General features: G+C 68.0%; 17 protein-coding genes and 3 pseudogenes. 12 read left to right on the top strand and 8 right to left on the bottom strand.

What is annotated here, in order from left to right; all coding sequences use genetic code 11:
• Window positions 1-287: 287 nt before the first annotated feature.
• A pseudogene (locus ACFCXS_RS08025) lies at window positions 288-464 on the top strand (site-specific integrase); the annotation flags it as partial.
• Between the two features lie 159 nt (window positions 465-623).
• On the opposite strand, the gene ACFCXS_RS08020 reads toward ACFCXS_RS08025, so the two are convergent.
• The 4 genes from ACFCXS_RS08020 to ACFCXS_RS08005 all read right to left on the bottom strand — a co-directional run bounded on the left by ACFCXS_RS08020 (window position 624) and on the right by ACFCXS_RS08005 (window position 3,273).
• Window positions 624-995, bottom strand: coding sequence for a hypothetical protein (locus ACFCXS_RS08020; protein ID WP_376642194.1), 372 nt, complete (start codon window positions 993-995; stop codon window positions 624-626).
• A gap of 539 nt (window positions 996-1,534) precedes the next feature.
• Window positions 1,535-1,945, bottom strand: a complete 411-nt coding sequence (locus ACFCXS_RS08015) for a type II toxin-antitoxin system VapC family toxin (RefSeq protein ID WP_376642193.1) — start codon at window positions 1,943-1,945, stop codon at window positions 1,535-1,537.
• Entirely contained in the window at window positions 1,942-2,217 is a 276-nt protein-coding gene (locus ACFCXS_RS08010) for a hypothetical protein (protein ID WP_376642192.1), read from the bottom strand. Before ACFCXS_RS08010 ends, ACFCXS_RS08015 begins: the two co-directional genes overlap by 4 nt.
• Before the next feature lie 606 nt (window positions 2,218-2,823).
• On the bottom strand, window positions 2,824-3,273 hold the full coding sequence (locus ACFCXS_RS08005) for a winged helix-turn-helix domain-containing protein (protein WP_376642191.1): 450 nt from the start codon (window positions 3,271-3,273) through the stop codon (window positions 2,824-2,826).
• Window positions 3,274-3,540: 267 nt separating this feature from the next.
• Between ACFCXS_RS08005 and ACFCXS_RS08000 the strand changes: the two genes are divergently transcribed.
• A complete protein-coding gene (locus tag ACFCXS_RS08000) occupies window positions 3,541-3,753 on the top strand; it encodes a helix-turn-helix domain-containing protein (protein ID WP_376642416.1) in 213 nt (70 codons plus the stop codon).
• A 121-nt stretch (window positions 3,754-3,874) separates the two neighbouring features.
• Window positions 3,875-4,144 (top strand): annotated as a pseudogene (locus ACFCXS_RS07995) (tyrosine-type recombinase/integrase); the annotation flags it as partial.
• 152 nt (window positions 4,145-4,296) lie between these two features.
• Here the strand turns inward: ACFCXS_RS07995 and ACFCXS_RS07990 are convergent.
• The 3 genes and pseudogenes from ACFCXS_RS07990 to ACFCXS_RS07980 form a co-directional block, all read right to left on the bottom strand.
• On the bottom strand, window positions 4,297-4,554 hold the full coding sequence (locus ACFCXS_RS07990) for a MafI family immunity protein (RefSeq protein WP_376642190.1): 258 nt from the start codon (window positions 4,552-4,554) through the stop codon (window positions 4,297-4,299).
• A 10-nt stretch (window positions 4,555-4,564) separates the two neighbouring features.
• Window positions 4,565-5,140, bottom strand: a pseudogene (locus ACFCXS_RS07985) (EndoU domain-containing protein); the annotation flags it as partial.
• Entirely contained in the window at window positions 5,068-5,322 is a 255-nt protein-coding gene (locus ACFCXS_RS07980) for an integrin alpha (RefSeq protein WP_376642415.1), read from the bottom strand. The gene ACFCXS_RS07980 and the pseudogene ACFCXS_RS07985, both read right to left, overlap by 73 nt.
• 608 nt (window positions 5,323-5,930) lie before the next feature.
• Between ACFCXS_RS07980 and ACFCXS_RS07975 the strand changes: the two genes are divergently transcribed.
• The 8 genes from ACFCXS_RS07975 (at window position 5,931) to ACFCXS_RS07940 (ending at window position 16,414) form a co-directional block, all read left to right on the top strand.
• On the top strand, window positions 5,931-7,928 hold the full coding sequence (locus ACFCXS_RS07975) for a glycosyltransferase family 2 protein (RefSeq protein ID WP_376642189.1): 1,998 nt from the start codon (window positions 5,931-5,933) through the stop codon (window positions 7,926-7,928).
• Between the two features lie 197 nt (window positions 7,929-8,125).
• Window positions 8,126-9,169 carry an ABC transporter substrate-binding protein gene (locus ACFCXS_RS07970; RefSeq protein WP_376642188.1) on the top strand — a complete coding sequence of 348 codons (1,044 nt, stop codon included), beginning with the start codon at window positions 8,126-8,128 and terminating at the stop codon, window positions 9,167-9,169.
• 216 nt (window positions 9,170-9,385) lie between these two features.
• Window positions 9,386-10,240 carry a siderophore-interacting protein gene (locus tag ACFCXS_RS07965; RefSeq protein ID WP_376642187.1) on the top strand — a complete coding sequence of 285 codons (855 nt, stop codon included), beginning with the start codon at window positions 9,386-9,388 and terminating at the stop codon, window positions 10,238-10,240.
• Between the two features lie 167 nt (window positions 10,241-10,407).
• The gene (gene desA / locus ACFCXS_RS07960) at window positions 10,408-11,850 is read left to right on the top strand and encodes a lysine decarboxylase DesA (RefSeq protein WP_376642186.1); all 1,443 of its coding nucleotides are present in this window, start codon (window positions 10,408-10,410) and stop codon (window positions 11,848-11,850) included.
• Window positions 11,834-13,120 carry a lysine N(6)-hydroxylase/L-ornithine N(5)-oxygenase family protein gene (locus tag ACFCXS_RS07955; RefSeq protein ID WP_376642185.1) on the top strand — a complete coding sequence of 429 codons (1,287 nt, stop codon included), beginning with the start codon at window positions 11,834-11,836 and terminating at the stop codon, window positions 13,118-13,120. The genes desA and ACFCXS_RS07955 overlap by 17 nt, the downstream gene beginning before the upstream one ends.
• Window positions 13,117-13,668 (top strand): GNAT family N-acetyltransferase, encoded by a 552-nt coding sequence (locus tag ACFCXS_RS07950; protein WP_376642184.1) that lies wholly within the window; start codon window positions 13,117-13,119, stop codon window positions 13,666-13,668. The genes ACFCXS_RS07955 and ACFCXS_RS07950 overlap by 4 nt, the downstream gene beginning before the upstream one ends.
• The gene (locus ACFCXS_RS07945; RefSeq protein ID WP_376642183.1) at window positions 13,665-15,434 is read left to right on the top strand and encodes an IucA/IucC family protein; all 1,770 of its coding nucleotides are present in this window, start codon (window positions 13,665-13,667) and stop codon (window positions 15,432-15,434) included. The genes ACFCXS_RS07950 and ACFCXS_RS07945 overlap by 4 nt, the downstream gene beginning before the upstream one ends.
• Before the next feature lie 98 nt (window positions 15,435-15,532).
• A complete protein-coding gene (locus ACFCXS_RS07940) occupies window positions 15,533-16,414 on the top strand; it encodes a DUF4429 domain-containing protein (RefSeq protein WP_376642182.1) in 882 nt (293 codons plus the stop codon).
• 9 nt (window positions 16,415-16,423) lie between these two features.
• On the opposite strand, the gene ACFCXS_RS07935 is transcribed toward ACFCXS_RS07940, so the two are convergent.
• The gene (locus ACFCXS_RS07935; protein ID WP_376642181.1) at window positions 16,424-17,989 is read right to left on the bottom strand and encodes a fibronectin type III domain-containing protein; all 1,566 of its coding nucleotides are present in this window, start codon (window positions 17,987-17,989) and stop codon (window positions 16,424-16,426) included.
• Window positions 17,990-18,175: 186 nt separating this feature from the next.
• On the opposite strand from ACFCXS_RS07935, the gene ACFCXS_RS07930 reads away from it, so the two are divergent.
• Window positions 18,176-18,433 (top strand): hypothetical protein, encoded by a 258-nt coding sequence (locus ACFCXS_RS07930; RefSeq protein ID WP_104779792.1) that lies wholly within the window; start codon window positions 18,176-18,178, stop codon window positions 18,431-18,433.
• The last annotated feature ends 2 nt before the right edge of the window (window positions 18,434-18,435 follow it).

The following is an 18,435-nucleotide window of genomic DNA, read 5'->3' as shown; positions in this document are numbered from 1 at the left end:
GCGGGTTTTGGGGTTGGGGGGCTTACCCAACCACTCTGCCACGCCTATGGGTGGGGCCCCTAATAACCGCGGCCCCACCAGCCTTCTCTCACATTGCGAGACTACTTCGCAGCAGTCTCCAGCAGGATCTGCACCTCTGCGGGGAATTGCAAGTCATCCACCCTCATCGAACACAGAACAGCCTCACGGGCAGCCGAAAACTGCAATTTTACGTACTCGTTCGGATCGTGCAGAACGAGCCACCCCGACGGGCATGGCAGCGTTACTTCAAGTTCCCGGAATAGAGCGTCGACCTCGTCGCAATCAAAGAACTCCTAGGCCACGCGCACATCGGCGTGACCGCCGGCGTCTATGCCCACGTCCGGCTTCGCCTCCAGCGCCAAGCCATCGATACTCTCGGCGACGCCCTCAGCCCGACGGACAACGATCCCGACGACCCACCCGCCGCAGCCGTCGTCCGCTGACGTTGCCGTCAGCGTTGCCGTCAAACGGCGCGAGAGCCCCACTGATTTCACTTCGGCGGGGCTCTCACGCTGACCTCAGCGAACGCTCAGGAACGTCCTACATTGGGGCAATCGAAAGCGAAGTAGGTTCGCCACCAATCGCCGACCAAAAGCTCCCTGCTAATCGCCGAATTCCTGACTCCAGGACTGCTCAAGGCCCGACTTTGCCACCCTCGAAGCCGCCCGCACCTCTTCCCATTCAGCGGCCTCTTTAAGTGCATCTTCGACCCAAATCTCCTCAGGGCCTGCGCTTACGGAATTGACACTTTCGTTGACCGACTGAAGCAAGAGGTAATCTTCGTCGTTCAACGAACCGTCAGCTAGTCTGGCGTGAGCCACGTGCAGCACGTCGTCGAATTGAAGCAATACTTCATCTGACCCTATGCCCGACGCCCGCAAGTACTCCACTTGCCTTTCAGGCCCCGCACTGAGCAGGTCCAGCACCGCGAGGGCCCACCGCCGAAAATCCGTCAACTTTCGATCGCCGGTCATCGAATGATTCCTCCCAGATCCCCTTCAGGACCCACGACTCTCCAGTAAGCGCCCTCACCATGATGACCGCCTCCAGGATTCCACCTGAGCATCCTACCGGTCGGGTCTCCACGACCCGTATATTCACGAATTACCCAACCGCCGCCAGCATTTTTCCCTCTACCTAGGCCCTCTTCGACCCATCCCTTCCGGCCTGCAAAGAATGGGCGGACCTGGTCCGGCGTGACACCACCACTAAGGGCAGAGGGGGTGTCGAAGATGTCATCCGCCGAACGAATCCCTGGAAGCTGGCCAGCCTCCCCGGCAAGCTGCCTGCGCAAACGCTCACCATCGGCGGCACTTGTGGAGCAGCTGGAATTGTGAACCAGGACCGGAGTCTTACCCGCCAGCACATAGTACGTGTGCTACGCGGCCCCTCCCCACCTGCGTTTTCGCAGGTCATCGGCGGTTTCGGGTTCCGCTGGTCTCCGTGACTGTGCCCTGGCGTCCGTGCTTGTTGCCGTCAGCGCTGCCGTCAGAGGTGTAGACCGCTGGTCGGGCTACGGCAGGAGTGTCAGCGCGGCGACGTGGGCGGGCTTGACGACGCTGAAGTGCCGCCGGTCGAGGGTGGCTACCCGGTCCACGTCGAAGCGTTCGGCTACCGCGATGACCGAGGCGTCGACTCCGCCAAGCGGGAAGTCGGCGTACTGGAGGACCAGCTCACCCATGCGCGTCAGGTCGGCGGGCGTGAGGTGGACCAGCTCGAATGTTCCCCGTGCGACCTCGGCGAGGAACGCCGCTTCGACACGGGGCCAGCGCTCCAACAGCCAGCAGACCTCGGTCATGACCGGGCTGGGCAGTAGACGGCGGCCGGTCAGCGACGTCAGCAGGGAGGCGCACTCCGGGTGACGCCGGTCGGCCGCGTTGAACGCCGCAGCCAGGGGTCCGGTGTCCAGGACCGTGGCGATCACGCCGAGTCGCCGAAGCGCTCGCGCATCCGCTCGCGGATATAGTCGTCGTGCCGTTCAGCCAGATCCTCTGGGCCATTCACGCTGCCGATCAGGGCCAGCAGCCCGGCCGGGACCGACTCCTCGTCCTCGTTCGCGTCGACTGCCGGCAGCGACTGGGCAACCTGGGACAGTTCCTCATCCTGGGTGACGAGCAGGCGCAGGCGTCGCACCTGGGTCGGGGTGAGCCGGTCCACCAGGTGGTGCATGTCCTCGTAGTCGAATGCAGCGGTCACGCCAGCAGTGTAGGACGGTCCCGCAGCCTTGGACAGCTGGATAGGCAGAGGTTCACCCCCGCTGGAATGCGGGCAGTCGCCCGAGGATTGCCAGGAACTTGATCGATGTCCCCGTGTGTGTCCTGTCCGGTATTCCTCTGGCGGCCCGTTCGCCGGGGAGGGCGGTCCTCGGACGTCGGGGCAGTGCCGGTTTCCCCCGCCAGTGCGGCAGCGCGGAGGCCGGGGGGGGGAGCGGTCCGCCGAGAGCGTATCGCTCCCCGCTGAAGGCGGTGCCGGCCACCGCCCTCGGTGAGCCTGCGCGACGCACGTGAAGGATCGGCCCCCTGGTCGGCCCTCGCCTGCGATCCGGCCGTAGGACGGTCGTTGGTGACAACTTGCTCTGCCAGGAGCCCGACTCCAGTCAGCCCGATTAGCTGGCAAGTTGCCGCTCCCGCAGCCCTGGGTCATGCCCCGGCTGCCGGTGCGACTCGCCACCTGCGGCGCCGCTGACCTTCCGAGCGAACGGCGGACTTGTCGGCGACGACGGCCAGCTCCGGCGGGCGGGGCCCGCCTTGAACCTCGAAGAGAAAATCTGAACGCACGCCCCGGGCCACGCGCAACGGCGGTTCAGTGGCCCCGCTCGCTGACGTCCGACTCCAAGGCCTCGACGCGGCCACGAAGGTCGGCGATCTGCTGAGCGGCCTCGGCCAACGCTCGTTCCAGTGCCTCGACGCGGGCCGTCGTCCCGCCGGCGGGTGCGGTTGCCTCCGGACCGTCGGGGCCATCGGCGCCGTCGGGGTAGTCGCGGCGGGCGACGAAAGCGCCCTTGCCGGGGCGGGAGACCGCCCACCCGTCCTGCTTCAGCAGGGCCATGGCCTTCTGCACGGTCAGGCTCGACGCCCCGAACTCCCGCATCAGCACGGCCTGCGTCGGCAACGCGTCACCCGGCCGCAGCCCACCCGAGCGGATCCGCTCACGCACGGTCTCGGCGACGACCTCGAACGTCAGCGGCACCCCGCCACCCGCCGGCCTGCGCCCACGCCGCCCCACCACCACGCCGGCCACCCCGCTGTCCACGCCACCTACCAGCAAAATCCGGCCCGTCCAAACCCGGAAACCGGCCCCACACTACCCGCGTCCCACCACCCAGCAGAAAGGAATGAGGAGGGATGCACTTGAATGCGCCCGTGAGGCGATGTTAACGTCACGCACCCGCCGGTGATCACCACCGCGCCCCGCCGACCAGTCCCCTGGTCCGGCCCTCCGCGCCCAAGCGCTCCGGTGACCGCGCCGGTCAGTCCGCCGGTCACCCGGTCGGACACCCCACTCATCGGCTGACCAGCACTGTCCGGACGGGGGCCCTCGCGTGACCGCCGCACCGAACTCCTCACCGTTCCCCAGGTCATGGAACGCCTCCAGCTCGGCCGCACCGCCGTCTACGACCTCATCCGCACCCGGCAACTCCCCTCCATCGCCCTCGGTCGCGCCCGCCGCATCCCCGCCCCCGCGCTCGACTCCCTCATCACCACCCGACCCGAACAGGAAGCCGCCGCCTGATGACCACGCCCCGCGACACCCCCGCCTCCCGCCGCGTCCGCGCCAACGGCGACGGAACCGTCTACCAGCGCAAGGACAGCCGCTGGGAAGCCGCCGGATACGTCCTCGCCCCCGGCAACACCGCAAGGCCGGCCTCCGCCGCATCCGCTTCCACGACCTCCGCCACTCGACCGCCACCCTGCTCCTGGAGGGCGTCGAACTCGTCGCGATCAAGGAGTTGTTGGGCCACGCTCACATCGGCGTCACCGCCACCGTCTACGCCCACGTCCGACTCCGCCTCCAACGCGACGCCATCGACCTCCTCGGCCACGCGCTCCGCAACCCCGACGAGATCAGCGGCAAGCCCGACGACGGCGACGAACCACCCCTCTTCGGAGCCGCCGTCCGCTGACGTTGCCGTCAACTACTGCCGTCACCCCACGCTGAGGCCCCGCCAGGACGCACCTGGCGGGGCTTCAGATTTGCGGTCGCTCACTCTGATCTGGTCCGTATCAGACGATCACGACGCACCCCAATCCGAAGCGGCGACGGGAGCCCACTCGCTTATCCCGTAACCAGCTCACGCATTCGCGCGATTAGATCACGAGATCCGAGCTCTGCCGACAGCCGAACAAGCCGCCCGTAATACTCCTCACTAATCGACAACTCGTCCTCGTAAATCCATGAGCACATTGTGTCGAAAGCTAGGGCGAACTCTCCGGCCACCAGAAGGTCGCGCACGTCAACTGCGACTGAAGGCGCAGTGATGGGAGATTCCTCTAGCAGTTCTTCGATCTTGGCGGCGTACTCTACGGCTTCCACTGCACCTCCATCAGGGTCGATACGGGAAGCCGGTCACGATTCGGTCTGTTGCAGGTTCATAGATGACCCTTATGTTCACGCCGTCCACTACTCCTTCGACCTTCCACCGCGACGGATCCCCGTTCCTCGTATACAGGGCTCCAGCTCGGCCTGTCCGCTGCGTTCTGACGCTGTTCGGACTGGTCGCCACATCGGCAATGCTGTCGAGGATCTTGTCGGTGTCCCAGCCGCGCGGAAACACGGTCTTCCCAGGCTGTCCCGGCCACTTATGGCCACCACCCGTTCTGTCACCGTGAATGATATGGAACTGCTCTTGCCCACCAATCAAGTCGCGTCCGGCGCCGACGCAATTGCTGTTGTGAACGAGTACCGGCGTCTGACCAGCGAGCACATAGTACGTGTGCAGATCGCTGACAGTCAGGTTATGGACCGTCGCTGAGCCGACCGCCCACCGCTTCACGGAAGCGACCTGGACCCGCGTCCCCGTCCAGGTCCGCAGCCACTCCCCCGCCCTCAGATCAGTGGCGTCGACCCACTCCCCGAGCTCAGGCACCCAGAACGGATGGCCATCGGTCGCCGTGACGCGCCGATGCCGGTCGGTGTGCCGTGGATGACGTACACCGCTCCGGCGTCGACCAGTCGGCCCCCGTCCTTGGCGACGTCCTCGTACGGGGCGCCCACGACCAGGTCGGTGCATCCGTCCCCGTCCATGTCGTACACCGAACGGGAGAAGCCGAACTGATCCCCGGCTTCGGGAGTCGCGCTCATGCCACTCGTCGCCTGGGAGATCTCCGACACTCCCTTGCCGCCGCCCAGGACGACGCGCACCAGCCCGGCAGCCTTGGCTCCGTTCACTGTGGCGGTCGGGTCGGCTATCACCGTGTCGGTCACGCCGTCGCCGTTGAAGTCACTCGATGTTCCCGCCGTGCACGTCGCTGCCGCGGCCTGCGAAGAGCTCAATGACAAGCCGCATATAGCCAAGGCAAAGACGCCTGTAGTCGCGGCCAATACCGCGCCCGGACGCATACGCGTATGCACACCCACCCCTTGGGTTCATCCGGGCAAGACCCACCCCCGCCCGCTATGAAAGTTGTAAGCGCAGACTAAATATGGCGTGGGTAAAGGATGTCAACCCTTCACCGCGACTCACCGGATGCGGCAACACGGCCCCAGATGGCGGACAAATCACCCATCAGGCCAACTGACCGAAACCCGCCCGAGCTGCAGGTTCTTCATGAAGTCACTTCGCAGACACTACTACTGCATGGTATCTTCACGTCTCATATGACACCTCCCGGCGCCCGGATTGACCACTGGGCGGGCTCTGACCAAGCCAAAAGAGGGAGCGTGACTCGTTTCTCCGGGGGAGCTTTCCGATGGCCGGCCCTGCCGTTTCCGTGGTTATCGCTGCCTATAATGCGATGCCTTACATCACACGCTGCGTCACCTCCGTCGCCGAGCAAAGCATCGGTCAGGACGCGCTGGAGATTCTGGCCGTCGATGACGGTTCGACCGACGGAACGAGTGATGAGCTCGACCGGCTCGCAAAGGAATACCCAGCCCTCTTACGGGTCTTCCACCAGTCGAATTCCGGTGGTCCCTCAGCCCCGCGGAACAAGGGGCTCGACCACGCCCGTGGCACGTTCGTCTTCTTCCTGGACGCCGACGACCATCTGGGCCCCGAAGCGCTGCAACGCATGGTCGCCATGGCCGAGACGAACGGCACCGACATCGTCCTCGGCAAGATGGTGGGCGAGGGCGGACGCGGGGCACCCACCTCGATGTTCCGGCGCAACCAGCCCCGCACCGACGTCCTCTCGTCCCGCGTTTACTGGACGCTCAACCCGATGAAGCTGTTCCGCCGCGACCTGCTGGAGCGGCTGGAGCTGCGCTTCCCGACGGACCTGAAGATCGGCGAGGACCAGCTGTTCGTCGGCCCTGCCTACCTCCACGCGGACGGCATCTCCGTACTCGCCGACTACGACTGCCTGTTCTGGGTCGAGCGTGAGGACAGCGGCAACATCACCCTGCGGACGGGCGGCTCCGAGCCCCGGCTGCGCTTCCTGCCCCGAGTGGTCGACATGCTCCTGGAGCAGGTTCCGCCCGGCCCGGGTCGTGACCACCTGGCCCACCGCCACCTGACCGTGGAGGTACAGCAACTCCTCGACCATCTGGTGCACGAGCCCCGCCCCGAGCAGGAGAAGGCCCTCGCCCGGCTCGCCGAGGTCATCGCCCCGCTGTGGCACGAGGGGCTGAACGACCGACTGTCGGCGATGGCCCGACTCCGCCTGCACCTCGTGCGCCACACCATGCTGGACGAACTTCTCGAACTCGTCCGGTTCGAGGGGCTGCTGGCGAACAGCGGCGTTGCGACACCCGTCCTCGTCGACGGCGGCCGCGCCTACGCCCGCTACCCCTACCTTCGCGACCCGTCCCGCCGGATACCCGACGCCTGTTACGACGTGACCCGGCAACTCGGCATCCGGCATCTGGTGACCCGCGCCGAACTGCGCGGAACCGTGCTGCATCTGACCGGGCACGGCTACCTGCACCGCGTCGCCACCGAAGACGTGTCCACCGAGTTGGTGCTGCGCGAGCGGGACAGCGGGACCGAGCACCGGCTTGCCGTCACGCACACGGCGACCCCCGGGCTCGGCAAGGAAGAGGACGAAGGGCGGTACCTCTACGACACGGCCGGTTTCGAGGCATCCGTCGACATCACCACCGCCGCAGGCGGCGAACCCCTCCCCGACGGCCTGTGGGACATCTTCCTCGGGGTCGGCGCCCAAGGCGTGTCCCGCGAGGTCCGGATCGGCAGCAGGAGACGGAGCGACGTCTCCGGCGCTCCCACGACGCATCTCGTCGGCAGCGGTGAGGCGCTCCGGGCCGTGACGCTCTACGCCACCAGACCCCACGGCAACTTCACGCTCGACATCGGCGAGCGCAAGCACGAGGTCCTGCCCCACCTGGATCTCGACGGCGTCCGATGGGCCACCGGCGCCTCCACGGAACTGGAGTTGACCGGCCGCTGCACACTCGCCGCCCTCCCCGACGGCGCTCTCGCCGTCCACCTGGAGAACGACCGGGGCAGGACCGCCGCCTTCCCCGCCGGCCCCGGCTCACCTGCCGGTGGCGACTTCACCGTGCGCGTTCCGGTCACCGAGCTCACCGCCGGAGCGTGGACAGGACAACTGCGCCTCGGGCCGTGGTCACTGAGCCTGCCACCGCTTCCGCACGATCTTCCGCCCGCCACCTGGCGCCGCCGCTGCCTCCCTTGGTACGCGAAGCCCGCCCCCGGTCGAGGGGAAGGGTTCGCGCTGCAGGTCGCCCGCACCGATCCGGTCCGAGCCGTGACCCGCCGTTTCACGTCGTAGGAGACGCGCCGAGCGGGATCTCGGCCCCCTGGTGACTCGGATCACTGCGTGCCTTCGCATCCCACCCCCACCCCCGGGCACACACCCCCCGACCCCCTGGACAGAATCTCAGGTTAGGCTAACCTAACGTCGATCTCAGCCACGGGGTTGTCGGCCATGCCCGCAGTGGCTCCGTACGCACGAAAGCAGACCCAGTCATGTCGAACGCCAGAACCGCCCGTTTCTCCCGCCGCGGCATGCTCGCCGCCGGTGGTGCTCTCGGGCTCGGCGCCCTCGTGACCGCGTGTGGCAGTGAGGACTCCAAGGACGGCGGCTCGGACGCGAAGGGTGTCGCCAAGTCCGGCCCCTGGTCATTCAAGGACGACCGCGGCATGACCGTGAGCCTGGACAAGGCCCCCACGAGGATCGTCGCGTTCACCGGCGTCGCCGCCGCCCTGTACGACTACGGCATCGACGTCAAGGGCGTCTTCGGCCCGACCAGGACCAAGGACGGCAAGGCCGATGTCCAGGCCGGCGACATGGACGTCAGCAAGCTGACCGTCTTCGGCAACCGGTTCGACCAGTTCAACGTCGAGCAGTACGCGGCCTTCCAGCCCGAGGTGCTCATCACCACCACCTTCGACGCCGCCGGCTCCCTCTGGTACGTCCCGCTGGCCTCCAAGGACAAGATCGCCAAGCTCGCCCCGAGCGTGGCGGTCTCGGTCTTCGACCGTCAGCTGCCGAAGCCGCTGCAGCGCATGGCCGAGCTCGCCGAGTCCCTCGGCGCCGACCTGAAGGCCGCGAAGGCCGTCGAGGCGAAGAAGCGTTTCGAGGCCGCCTCCGAGCGACTGCGCAAGGCCGCCAAGTCCCGCCCCGAGATCAAGGTGCTGGCCGGCTCCGCCTCGGACGCCATCTTCTACGTCTCGGGCTCCAACTTCTCCATCGACCTGGAGTACTTCAAGGCCCTCGGCGTGAACCTCGTCGAGCCCCCGGAGAAGGCCAAGAAGGCCAACGGCGGCTGGTTCGAGAACCTCAGCTGGGAGAACGTCGACAAGTACCCGGCCGACATCATCATGATGGACGACCGCGCCTCGACCATCCAGCCGGCCGACATCACCGAGGCGACCTGGAAGAAGCTGCCCGCGGTCAAGGCCGGCCAGGTCATCTCACGTTCGCCCGAGCCGATCCTGTCGTACGACAAGTGCACGCCCCTGGTCGAGAACCTCGCCAAGGCGATCGAGAGCGCGAAGAAGGTCTCCTGACGCGCCACCCTCGGGGCGCCTGAGGAGTGTCGCGAGCGCGGGCGGATGCGGCCGGTCATGTCGACAGCCCGCACCGCCCAGCCGAATGCGGCCGGTCACGCCCGCACCGGCCAGCCGGATACGGCCGGTCACGCCCGCACGGCGGAGCCGCACGGCGACACGCCCCCACGCCCCTGGGCGCCTCCACTCACCCCTGACGACGAATCAGGAGTCACCATGACCACCGCCGTAGCCGCCCCGTTCCGCTTCTTCTCCCTCCAGGTCCTGCGGACGCGGCGGCTCGGGCCGTCGCTGGTCCGTGTCACCTTCGGTGGGCCCGATCTGCACGCCTTCCACTCCGACGGGCGCGACCAGTCCCTGTCGTTGTTCCTGCCGCACCCCGGGCAGCCCGAGCCGGTCGTGCCGCTCGAACTCGGCGACGGCTGGTGGCAGGGCTGGCGTGAACTCCCGGACGGCGTACGGGCCGTGATGCGCTCCTACACCCTGCGCGACCTGCGCCGGGACCCGGACGAGATCGATATCGACTTCGCCCTGCACGGCATCGGACCGGACGCCTGCGTCCAGGCCGGCCCGGCCTCCCGCTGGGCCGCCGGCGCCCGCGCCGGGGACCGGGTCCTGCTGCTCGGCCCGGCCGTCGCCGACAACCGGGCGATCCGGTTCCGGCCGCCCGAGGACACCGACCTGGTCGTCGTCTGGGGCGACGAGACCGCCGTCCCGGCCGCCTCCGCCATCGTCGAGTCGCTTCCCGCCGGCACCCGCGCCCGGGTCTGGCTTGAGGTCCCGCACGCCGGCGACATCCAGGACCTGGTGACCACGGCCGACGCCGAGATCACCTGGCTGGTCCGGGAGGAGGGGAACGCCGAGGGCTCCCCCATGGCCCTCGACACCCTCCGCAGCGCCCCGCTGCCCCCGGCCGAGCGGCCCTACGTCTGGCTCGCCGGTGAGTCGGGGTGCGTGAAGGAGCTGCGCCGGCACTTCGTGCGCGAGCTCGGGGTCGACCGCCGCAGGGTGACGTTCGTCGGCTACTGGCGGCGTGGCGTGAGCGAGGAGCAACTGCGCGCGGAGGCCTAGTCGCAACCCGCCGCGGCTCCCCGGTCCTGAAGTGACACGAGTGACCACGGTCACGGCAGAGCCCGCCCGCCTCTCGATCAAGTTAGGTTAGGCTTACCTAAGTTCTGGACGCCGGAGACCAGCCCATCCCGTCCCACACCGGACTGTCCCCACCGGAGGACCCCCACATGCGCTCGCACCTGCTCAACGACACCACCGCGGAGCAGTACCGCCGCTCCGTGACCGACGGAGTCGAGCGGGTGGCCGCCAAACTCGCCACCACCGACCGGCCGTTCACCGGCATCAGCGTCGACGCCCTCTCCCCCCGCATCGACGAGATCGACCTCGACCGGCCGCTGCACGACACAGGCGCGGTGCTGGACGAACTGGAGGAGGTCTACCTCCGGGACGCGATCTACTTCCACCACCCCCGCTACCTGGCCCACCTGAACTGCCCGGTCGTCATCCCGGCCGTGCTCGGCGAGGCCGTCCTGTCCGCGGTGAACTCCTCCCTCGACACCTGGGACCAGTCGGCCGGCGGCACGCTCATCGAGCGGAAACTGATCGACTGGACGACCGAGCGCATCGGCCTCGGCCCGGCCGCCGACGGCGTGTTCACCTCCGGCGGTACCCAGTCCAACCTCCAGGCGCTGCTGCTCGCCCGTGAGGAGGCCAAGAGCGACAGCTTCGCCGATCTGCGCATCTTCGCCTCCGAGGTCAGCCACTTCAGCGTGAAGAAGTCGGCGAAGCTGCTCGGGCTCGGCCCGGACGCCGTGGTCTCCATACCCGTCGACCACGACAAGCGCATGCAGACGGTCGCCCTCGCCCGCGAGCTGGGGCGCTGCAAGGAGGCCGGCCTCGTCCCCATGGCCGTCGTCGCCACCGCCGGCACCACCGACTTCGGCTCCATCGACCCGCTGCCCGAGATCGCCGAGCTGTGCGAGCAGTTCGGCACCTGGATGCACGTCGACGCCGCCTACGGCTGCGGCCTGCTGGCCTCCCTGAAGCACCGGGACCGCATCAACGGCATCGAGCGCGCCGACTCGGTCACCGTCGACTACCACAAGTCGTTCTTCCAGCCGGTGAGTTCCTCGGCCGTGCTCGTGCGGGACGCCGCCACGCTGCGCCACGCCACGTACCACGCCGAGTACCTCAACCCGCGGCGCATGGTGGAGGAGCGCATCCCCAACCAGGTGGACAAGTCCCTGCAGACCACCCGCCGCTTCGACGCGCTCAAGCTGTGGATGACCCTGCGGACCATGGGCGCCGACGGCATCGGGCAGCTCTTCGACGAGGTGTGCGACCTGGCCCGGGAGGGCTGGAAGCTGATCGCCGCCGACCCGCGCTTCGACGTCGTCGTCGAGCCGAGCCTGTCCACGCTGGTCTTCCGCTACATCCCGGCGGCCGTCACCGACCCCGCCGAGATCGACCGCGCCAACCTCTACGCCCGCAAGGCCCTGTTCGCCTCCGGTGACGCCATCGTCGCGGGCACCAAGGTCGGCGGCCGCCACTACCTGAAGTTCACCCTGCTCAACCCCGAGACGCAGGCGTCCGACATCGCCGCCGTCCTCGACCTGATCGCCGGCCACGCCGAGCAGTACCTGGGAGAGTCCCTTGACCGCGCGTCCTGACAACCCGGCCCCTTCTCCTGCGACTCATGACTTCGTGGGGATCGGGCTCGGCCCCTTCAACCTCGGCCTGGCCTGCCTGACCGAGCCGATCGACGCGCTCGACGGCGTCTTCCTGGAGTCGAAGCCCGACTTCGAGTGGCACGCCGGCATGTTCCTGGACGGCGCCCACCTCCAGACGCCGTTCATGTCGGACCTGGTCACCCTCGCCGACCCCACGTCCCCGTACTCCTTCCTGAACTACCTGAAGGAGAAGGGCCGGCTCTACTCGTTCTACATCCGCGAGAACTTCTACCCGCTGCGCGTCGAGTACGACGACTACTGCCGCTGGGCCGCGAACAAACTGAGCAGCATCCGCTTCGGCACGACGGTCGCCGAAGTGACCTATGAGGACGAGCTCTACGTCGTGCGGACCACCGCCGGTGACGTCTACCGGGCCCGTCACCTGGTCCTCGGCACCGGCACCCCGCCCTGCATACCCGAGGCCTGCCAGGGTCTGGGCGGCGACTTCATCCACAACTCCCGCTACCTGGACAACAAGGCGGAGCTGCAGAAGAAGGACTCGATCACCCTGGTCGGCTCGGGCCAGTCGGCCGCCGAGATCTACCACGACCTGCTCGGTGAGATCGACGTCCACGGCTACCGGCTGAACTGGGTCACCCGCTCCCCGCGCTTCTTCCCGCTGGAGTACACCAAGCTCACGCTGGAGATGACGTCCCCGGAGTACGTCGACTATTTCCGCGAGCTGCCCGAGGCTACCCGCTACCGCCTCACGGCCGAGCAGAAGGGCCTGTTCAAGGGCATCGACGGCGACCTCATCAACGAGATCTTCGACCTGCTCTACCAGAAGAACCTCGGCGGCCCCGTCCCCACCAGGCTGCTCACCAACTCCGCGCTCCACAGCGCGCGGTACGAGAACGGCACGTACACGCTCGGCTTCCGCCAGGAGGAGCAGGGCAAGGACTTCGAGCTGGAGTCGCAGGGCCTGGTCCTGGCGACCGGCTACCGGTACGCCGAACCGGAGTTCCTGGCCCCCGTCAAGGACCGCCTGGTCTACGACTCGCAGGGCAACTTCGACGTCGCCCGCAACTACGCGATCGACGTCACCGGCCGGGGCATCTTCCTGCAGAACGCCGGCGTCCACACGCACAGCATCACCAGCCCCGACCTCGGCATGGGCCCCTACCGGAACGCGTACATCATCCGCGAGCTGCTCGGCAGCGAGTACTACCCGGTGGAGAAGACGATCGCGTTCCAGGAGTTCGCCGTATGAGCGCCGGAGCCGGTATCGGAACGCTCGCCGTCCGCCCGCTCGACCCGCTGAAGGACGCCGAGCTGCTGCACTCCTGGGTCACCCACCCCAAGGCGGCCTACTGGATGATGCAGGACGCGCAACTCCAGGACGTCGAGCGCGAGTACATGCGGATCGCCGCTCACGAGCACCACGACGCCTTCATCGGTCTCCACGAGGGCCGGCCCGCGTTCCTGATGGAGAAGTACGACCCCCGGTACGTCGAACTGGTCGGCCTGTACGACCCGGAGCCCGGTGACGTCGGCATGCACTTCCTGGTCGCGCCGACCGACCGGCCGATCCACGGCTTCACCAGGGCCGTCATCACCGCCGTGATGGACGAGCTGTTCGCCGACCCGCGCACCCGCCGGATCGTGGTGGAGCCCGACGTCGCCAACAAGGCAGTACACGCGCTGAACGAGGCCGTCGGCTTCGTGGCCGAGCGCGAGATCGACAAGCCGGAGAAGCGCGCGCTGCTCAGCTTCTGCACGCGCGCACAGTTCCTGGCCGCCCGAGGAGTAGCCGTATGACCCTGTCCGACGCCGTAGCGCACCTGTCCCCCCACCGCTGGGCGCGGGCCAACCGCCTCCTGATCCGCAAAGCCCTCGCCGAGTTCGCGCACGAGCGGCTGATCACCCCCGAGCAGGACGGGGAGAGTTACGTCGTCCGCAGCGACGACGGCCTGACCAGCTACCGCTTCACCGCGACCCGTCGTGCCCTGGACCACTGGCAGGTCGACGCCGACTCGATCACCCGTCACCGGGACGGCACCGAGGTCCCGCTCGCCGCGCTGGACTTCTTCATCGAGCTGCAGAAGTCCCTCGGTCTGAGCGACGACATCCTGCCGGTCTACCTGGAGGAGATCTCCTCCACCCTCTCCGGCACCTGCTACAAGCTCACCAAGCCGAAGACCACGGCGGCAGAACTGGCCCGCGGCGACTTCCAGGCCATCGAGACCGGCATGACCGAGGGCCACCCCTGCTTCGTCGCCAACAACGGCCGGCTCGGCTTCGGCATCCACGAGTACCTGTCGTACGCGCCGGAGACGGCGAGCCCGGTCCGCCTGGTGTGGCTGGCCGCGCACCGGTCGCGGGCCGCGTTCACGGCCGGAGTCGGCATCGAGTACGAGTCGTTCCTGCGTGAGGAACTGGGCGCGGAGACCGTCGACCGCTTCCACGGTGTCCTGCGCGAGCAGGACCTGGATCCCGGCGACTACCTGTTCATCCCGGTCCACCCCTGGCAGTGGTGGAACAAGCTCAGTGTCACCTTCGCCGCCGAGGTGGCGCGCCGGCACCTGGTGTGCCTGGGCGAGGGCGACGACGAGTATCTCGCCCAGCAGTCGATCCGGACCTTCTTCAACCGGACCAGCCCCGAGAAGCACTACGTCAAAACAGCCCTGTCGGTCATCAACATGGGCTTCATGCGCGGCCTGTCGGCGGCCTACATGGAGGCCACCCCGGCGATCAACGACTGGCTGGCCCAGCTCATCGAGGGCGACCCGGTGCTCAGGGCCACCGGCCTGTCGATCATCCGGGAGCGGGCGGCCGTCGGCTACCGGCACCTGGAGTACGAGCAGGCGACGGACCGCTACTCGCCGTACCGCAAGATGCTCGCCGCACTGTGGCGGGAGAGCCCGGTGCCGTCGCTGGACGAGGGCGAGTCCCTGGCCACGATGGCGTCCCTGGTCCACGTCGACCACGAGGGCGCGTCCGTCGCGGGCGCACTGATCGAGCAGTCGGGCCTCACCCCCAAGGAGTGGCTGCGCCGCTACCTCCAGGCCTACTTCACGCCCCTCCTGCACAGCTTCTACGCCTACGACCTGGTGTTCATGCCGCACGGCGAGAACGTCATCCTGGTGCTGAAGGACGGGGTCGTGCAGCGCGCGATCTACAAGGACATCGCCGAGGAGATCGCGGTCATGGACCCGGACGCGGTGCTGCCGCCGACGGTCGAGCGGCTCCGCGTGGAGGTCCCGGAGGACAAGAAACTCCTGTCGATCTTCACGGACGTCTTCGACTGCTTCTTCCGCTTCCTCGCGGCGAACCTCGCCTCGGAGGGAATCCTGGAGGAGGACGACTTCTGGCGCACGGTCGCGGAGGTCACCCGGGAGTACCAGGAGTCGGCGCCCGAACTCACCGGCAAGTTCGAGCAGTACGACATGTTCGCCCCCGAGTTCGCCCTCTCCTGCCTCAACCGCCTGCAACTCCGCAACAACGAGCAGATGGTCGACCTGTCGGACCCGTCCGGAGCCCTCCAGCTGGTGGGCAGCCTGAGGAACCCGATCGCGGACCTCTGACCACCCACGTACGGACGAGCACCCCGGAGTACGGTCCTCCGGGGTGCTCGTCTTCTTGCCTTCAGGGACGTGGGGAACTGCGTGGAACAATCCGCCCCATGGCGGAAATCATCCAGAAGGACGGCACGTGGACCTTCGACGGGGACGCGCTGCGGCTGACTCCGGGACGGGACAAGAACGTCAGTCTGTTGCGCAGAGAGTTGGGTGAACTGGTCGTACCGTTAGGCGCGTTGGCCGGTGTCTCCCTGGAGCAGGGCAAGAAGTCGGGGCGGCTCAGGCTCCGGCTGCGCGACGGCGCCGACCCTCTGCTGCTCGCCACCGGCGGCCGGCTCACCGAGCCGCACGACCCCTACCAGCTGATCGTGGAGCCCGACCGCTACGGCGTCGCCGAGTACCTCGTGGACGAGGTCCGCAGCGCTCTGCTCCTCGACCAGGTCCCCGCCGGGCCGGTCGACGCGTATCTGCTGCCGGGGCCCTCGGTCCCGCTGTCGGTCTCCGCCGGTGACGGCACCGCCGGTTTCGACGGCGAGCGCATACGCCTGGAGTGGAACTGGAAGACGGAGGACGCCAAGGCCGCCGCCGGCGCCCGTACGCTCGCGCTCTGCGACATCACGGGTGTGGAGTGGCACCCGGCGGCCGGTCTGGAGAACGGGCACCTGCGCTTCACGGTGCGGCACGCGCCCACCAAGACCCCGCCCAAGTACGACCCCAACGCCGTGGAGCTGTGGGGCTTCAAGAAGGACCCGCTGATGGCGCTGGTCGCGGCGGCGGTCCAGGCCAGGCTTCCGCACCCGGCCCGGGCCGCCGCGGACCCGGTGGACGCGCGACCGGAGCCGCCTTCTGCTCCGGTCGCGTCCGCCGAGGCCGACCACGACGCCCTGCTGCGCCGCCTGCGCGAGCTCGGGGAGCTGCACCGCGCGGGCGTGCTGACGGACGAGGAGTTCACCCTGGCCAAGCAGGCGATCCTCAAGCGGATGTAGCGCTCGCGGTCACTTCGCCCGGCGCGCCACGGTGAAGTGGTCGACCTGGTCACCGCTCTCGGCGATGCCCCGCACCGTCAGCGTGGCCAGGCGGCCCTTCGGCGCGGGGGTGACGTCCACGCGCAGGAACGAGTAGTCGAGGTAGCGCACCCGGGACCAGGCGACGGTCTCGTTCTGCTTGCCGCCCTTGACGTTGACGAACGAGGCGACGGAGTCCACGTCGTGCTCGTTGCCCTCGTACGACAGCGGGGCGCTGAACGCGTAGAGGCTGCGTCCGGCCGCACCGGCCGTCACGTAGACCACGCCGTCGGTCTCGGGGTAGGCCGTGCCGCCGATGGGGAGCTTCTTGGCGACCTTGTCGCCCTTGATCACGTCGGTGCGCTCGTACTGGTGGTTGTGGCCGTTGATGACCAGGTCCACGGTGTACTTCTCGAACAGCGGCACCCACTCCTGCCGGACCCCGCCCTCCGAGGCGTGGGAGGTGGAGGTGCAGTAGGCGCAGTGGTGGAAGAACACGACGATGAAGTCGACGTCGTGGGAGGCGCGGTACTTCTTGAGCTGCGCCTCGAGCCACTTGGTCTGGGTGCCGCCGGAGATGCCGAGGTTGGCCGGGATCTCGAAGGAGATGTCGTTGGCGTCGAGGGAGATGACCGCGGTGTTGCCGTGGACGAAGGAGTAGACGCCCGGCAGGTTCTTCTTGTCGGGGCCGTTGTCGGGCAGGGTCCAGCGGGCCTCCTCGCCGCCGTAGCCGTTGGGCGAGTACCAGGCCTCCATGTCGTGGTTGCCGTAGGCGGGCATCCAGGGGACGGACTTGGCGACGGACTCGGTCTGGGCGAGGAACTGGTCCCAGATCCGGGAGTCGAAGCCGGTGTCGGAGGTCTGGCCGGAGCCGGACGGGTCGGCGTAGGCGATGTCGCCGGCGTGCAGGTGGAATGCCGGGTTCTGGCCGAGCAGCAGGCTGTTGTTGGCGAGGCCGTGGTAGCTGACGCCCTCGTCGCCGAAGGCCGTGAAGGTGAACGGCGCCTTGTGCGCGGGGGCGGTGGTGAAGGTGCCCAGCGTGCCCAGCAGGTGCGGTTCGGCCGGGTCGAAGCCCTGGTGGCCGACGCCGTAGTAGTACGTCCGGCCCGGCTTCAGGTGGCTCAGCTTGGCGTGGACGTAGTACTGGGTGTGGTTGCCGCTCGCGCCGACTCCGGCGGGCGTGAAGAGGGTGCGGACCTCGGCTTCGATCTTGCGGGAGAGGTCCGTGGGGTGGGCGCCGATCCGGATGAAGGGCTTCTTGACGGCGACGGGGACCTGCCAGGAGACGGTCATCTCGGTGCGCGGGTCGGTGCCGTAGGCGAGGTGGCGGCCGAAGGGGGCGACGAGGGCGCCGTCGACGGAGGCGGTCGCCGGGGCGGTGCGGGCGGTCGGCACGGCGGCCTGGGCGGTGGCGCCGGGCACGAACGCGCCACCCGCGACGGCGCCGAGCGTGACGGCACCGCCTCTGATCATCGTGCGACGGGAGAACTTTGCGTGCAGGTACTCGTGCTGCTCGGCCATGCTCATGCGCTCGGCGAGCCGCTCCGGTACGCCCATACGAGGAGTGTCCATGGCGTCCAAAAATCGACGCCTCGAGCAACGGGATCCCGGACGCCCGATGGACGGATCACGAACAGGCACTCATGACACGTTCAACGTTCCCCCAAAAGCTCCCCACAAGGGTCTGCCCGAAATCGGGCAGAATTCTTGCGAAACCATCGCCGGTGCCCCAAGATCTAGCGAGTGCACGACGAACTCGTTGATCATCTGACGCGGTCCACCGCCCTCGGCCGGGGCGAGGCGCTGCGTGTGATCCAGGACGTGCTCGCCTACTTCGACGAGACGACCGAGGAGTACGTCCGTCGCCGCCACCGCGAGCTCCAGGCCCAGGGCCTGGTCAACGCGGAGATCTTCGAACGGATCGAGGCGGACCTCAAGTACCGCGCGGTGGCCCCGCCGGAGCTCTCGCTCCGGCAGCTGCGGCGCATCGTCTACGGCTAGGA

It is taken from the genome of Streptomyces sp. NPDC056373 (assembly GCF_042262425.1).
Lineage (GTDB): Bacteria > Actinomycetota > Actinomycetes > Streptomycetales > Streptomycetaceae > Streptomyces.
The sequence above is the reverse complement of the archived record's forward strand: the minus strand, read 5'-3'. Positions and strand labels throughout refer to the sequence as shown.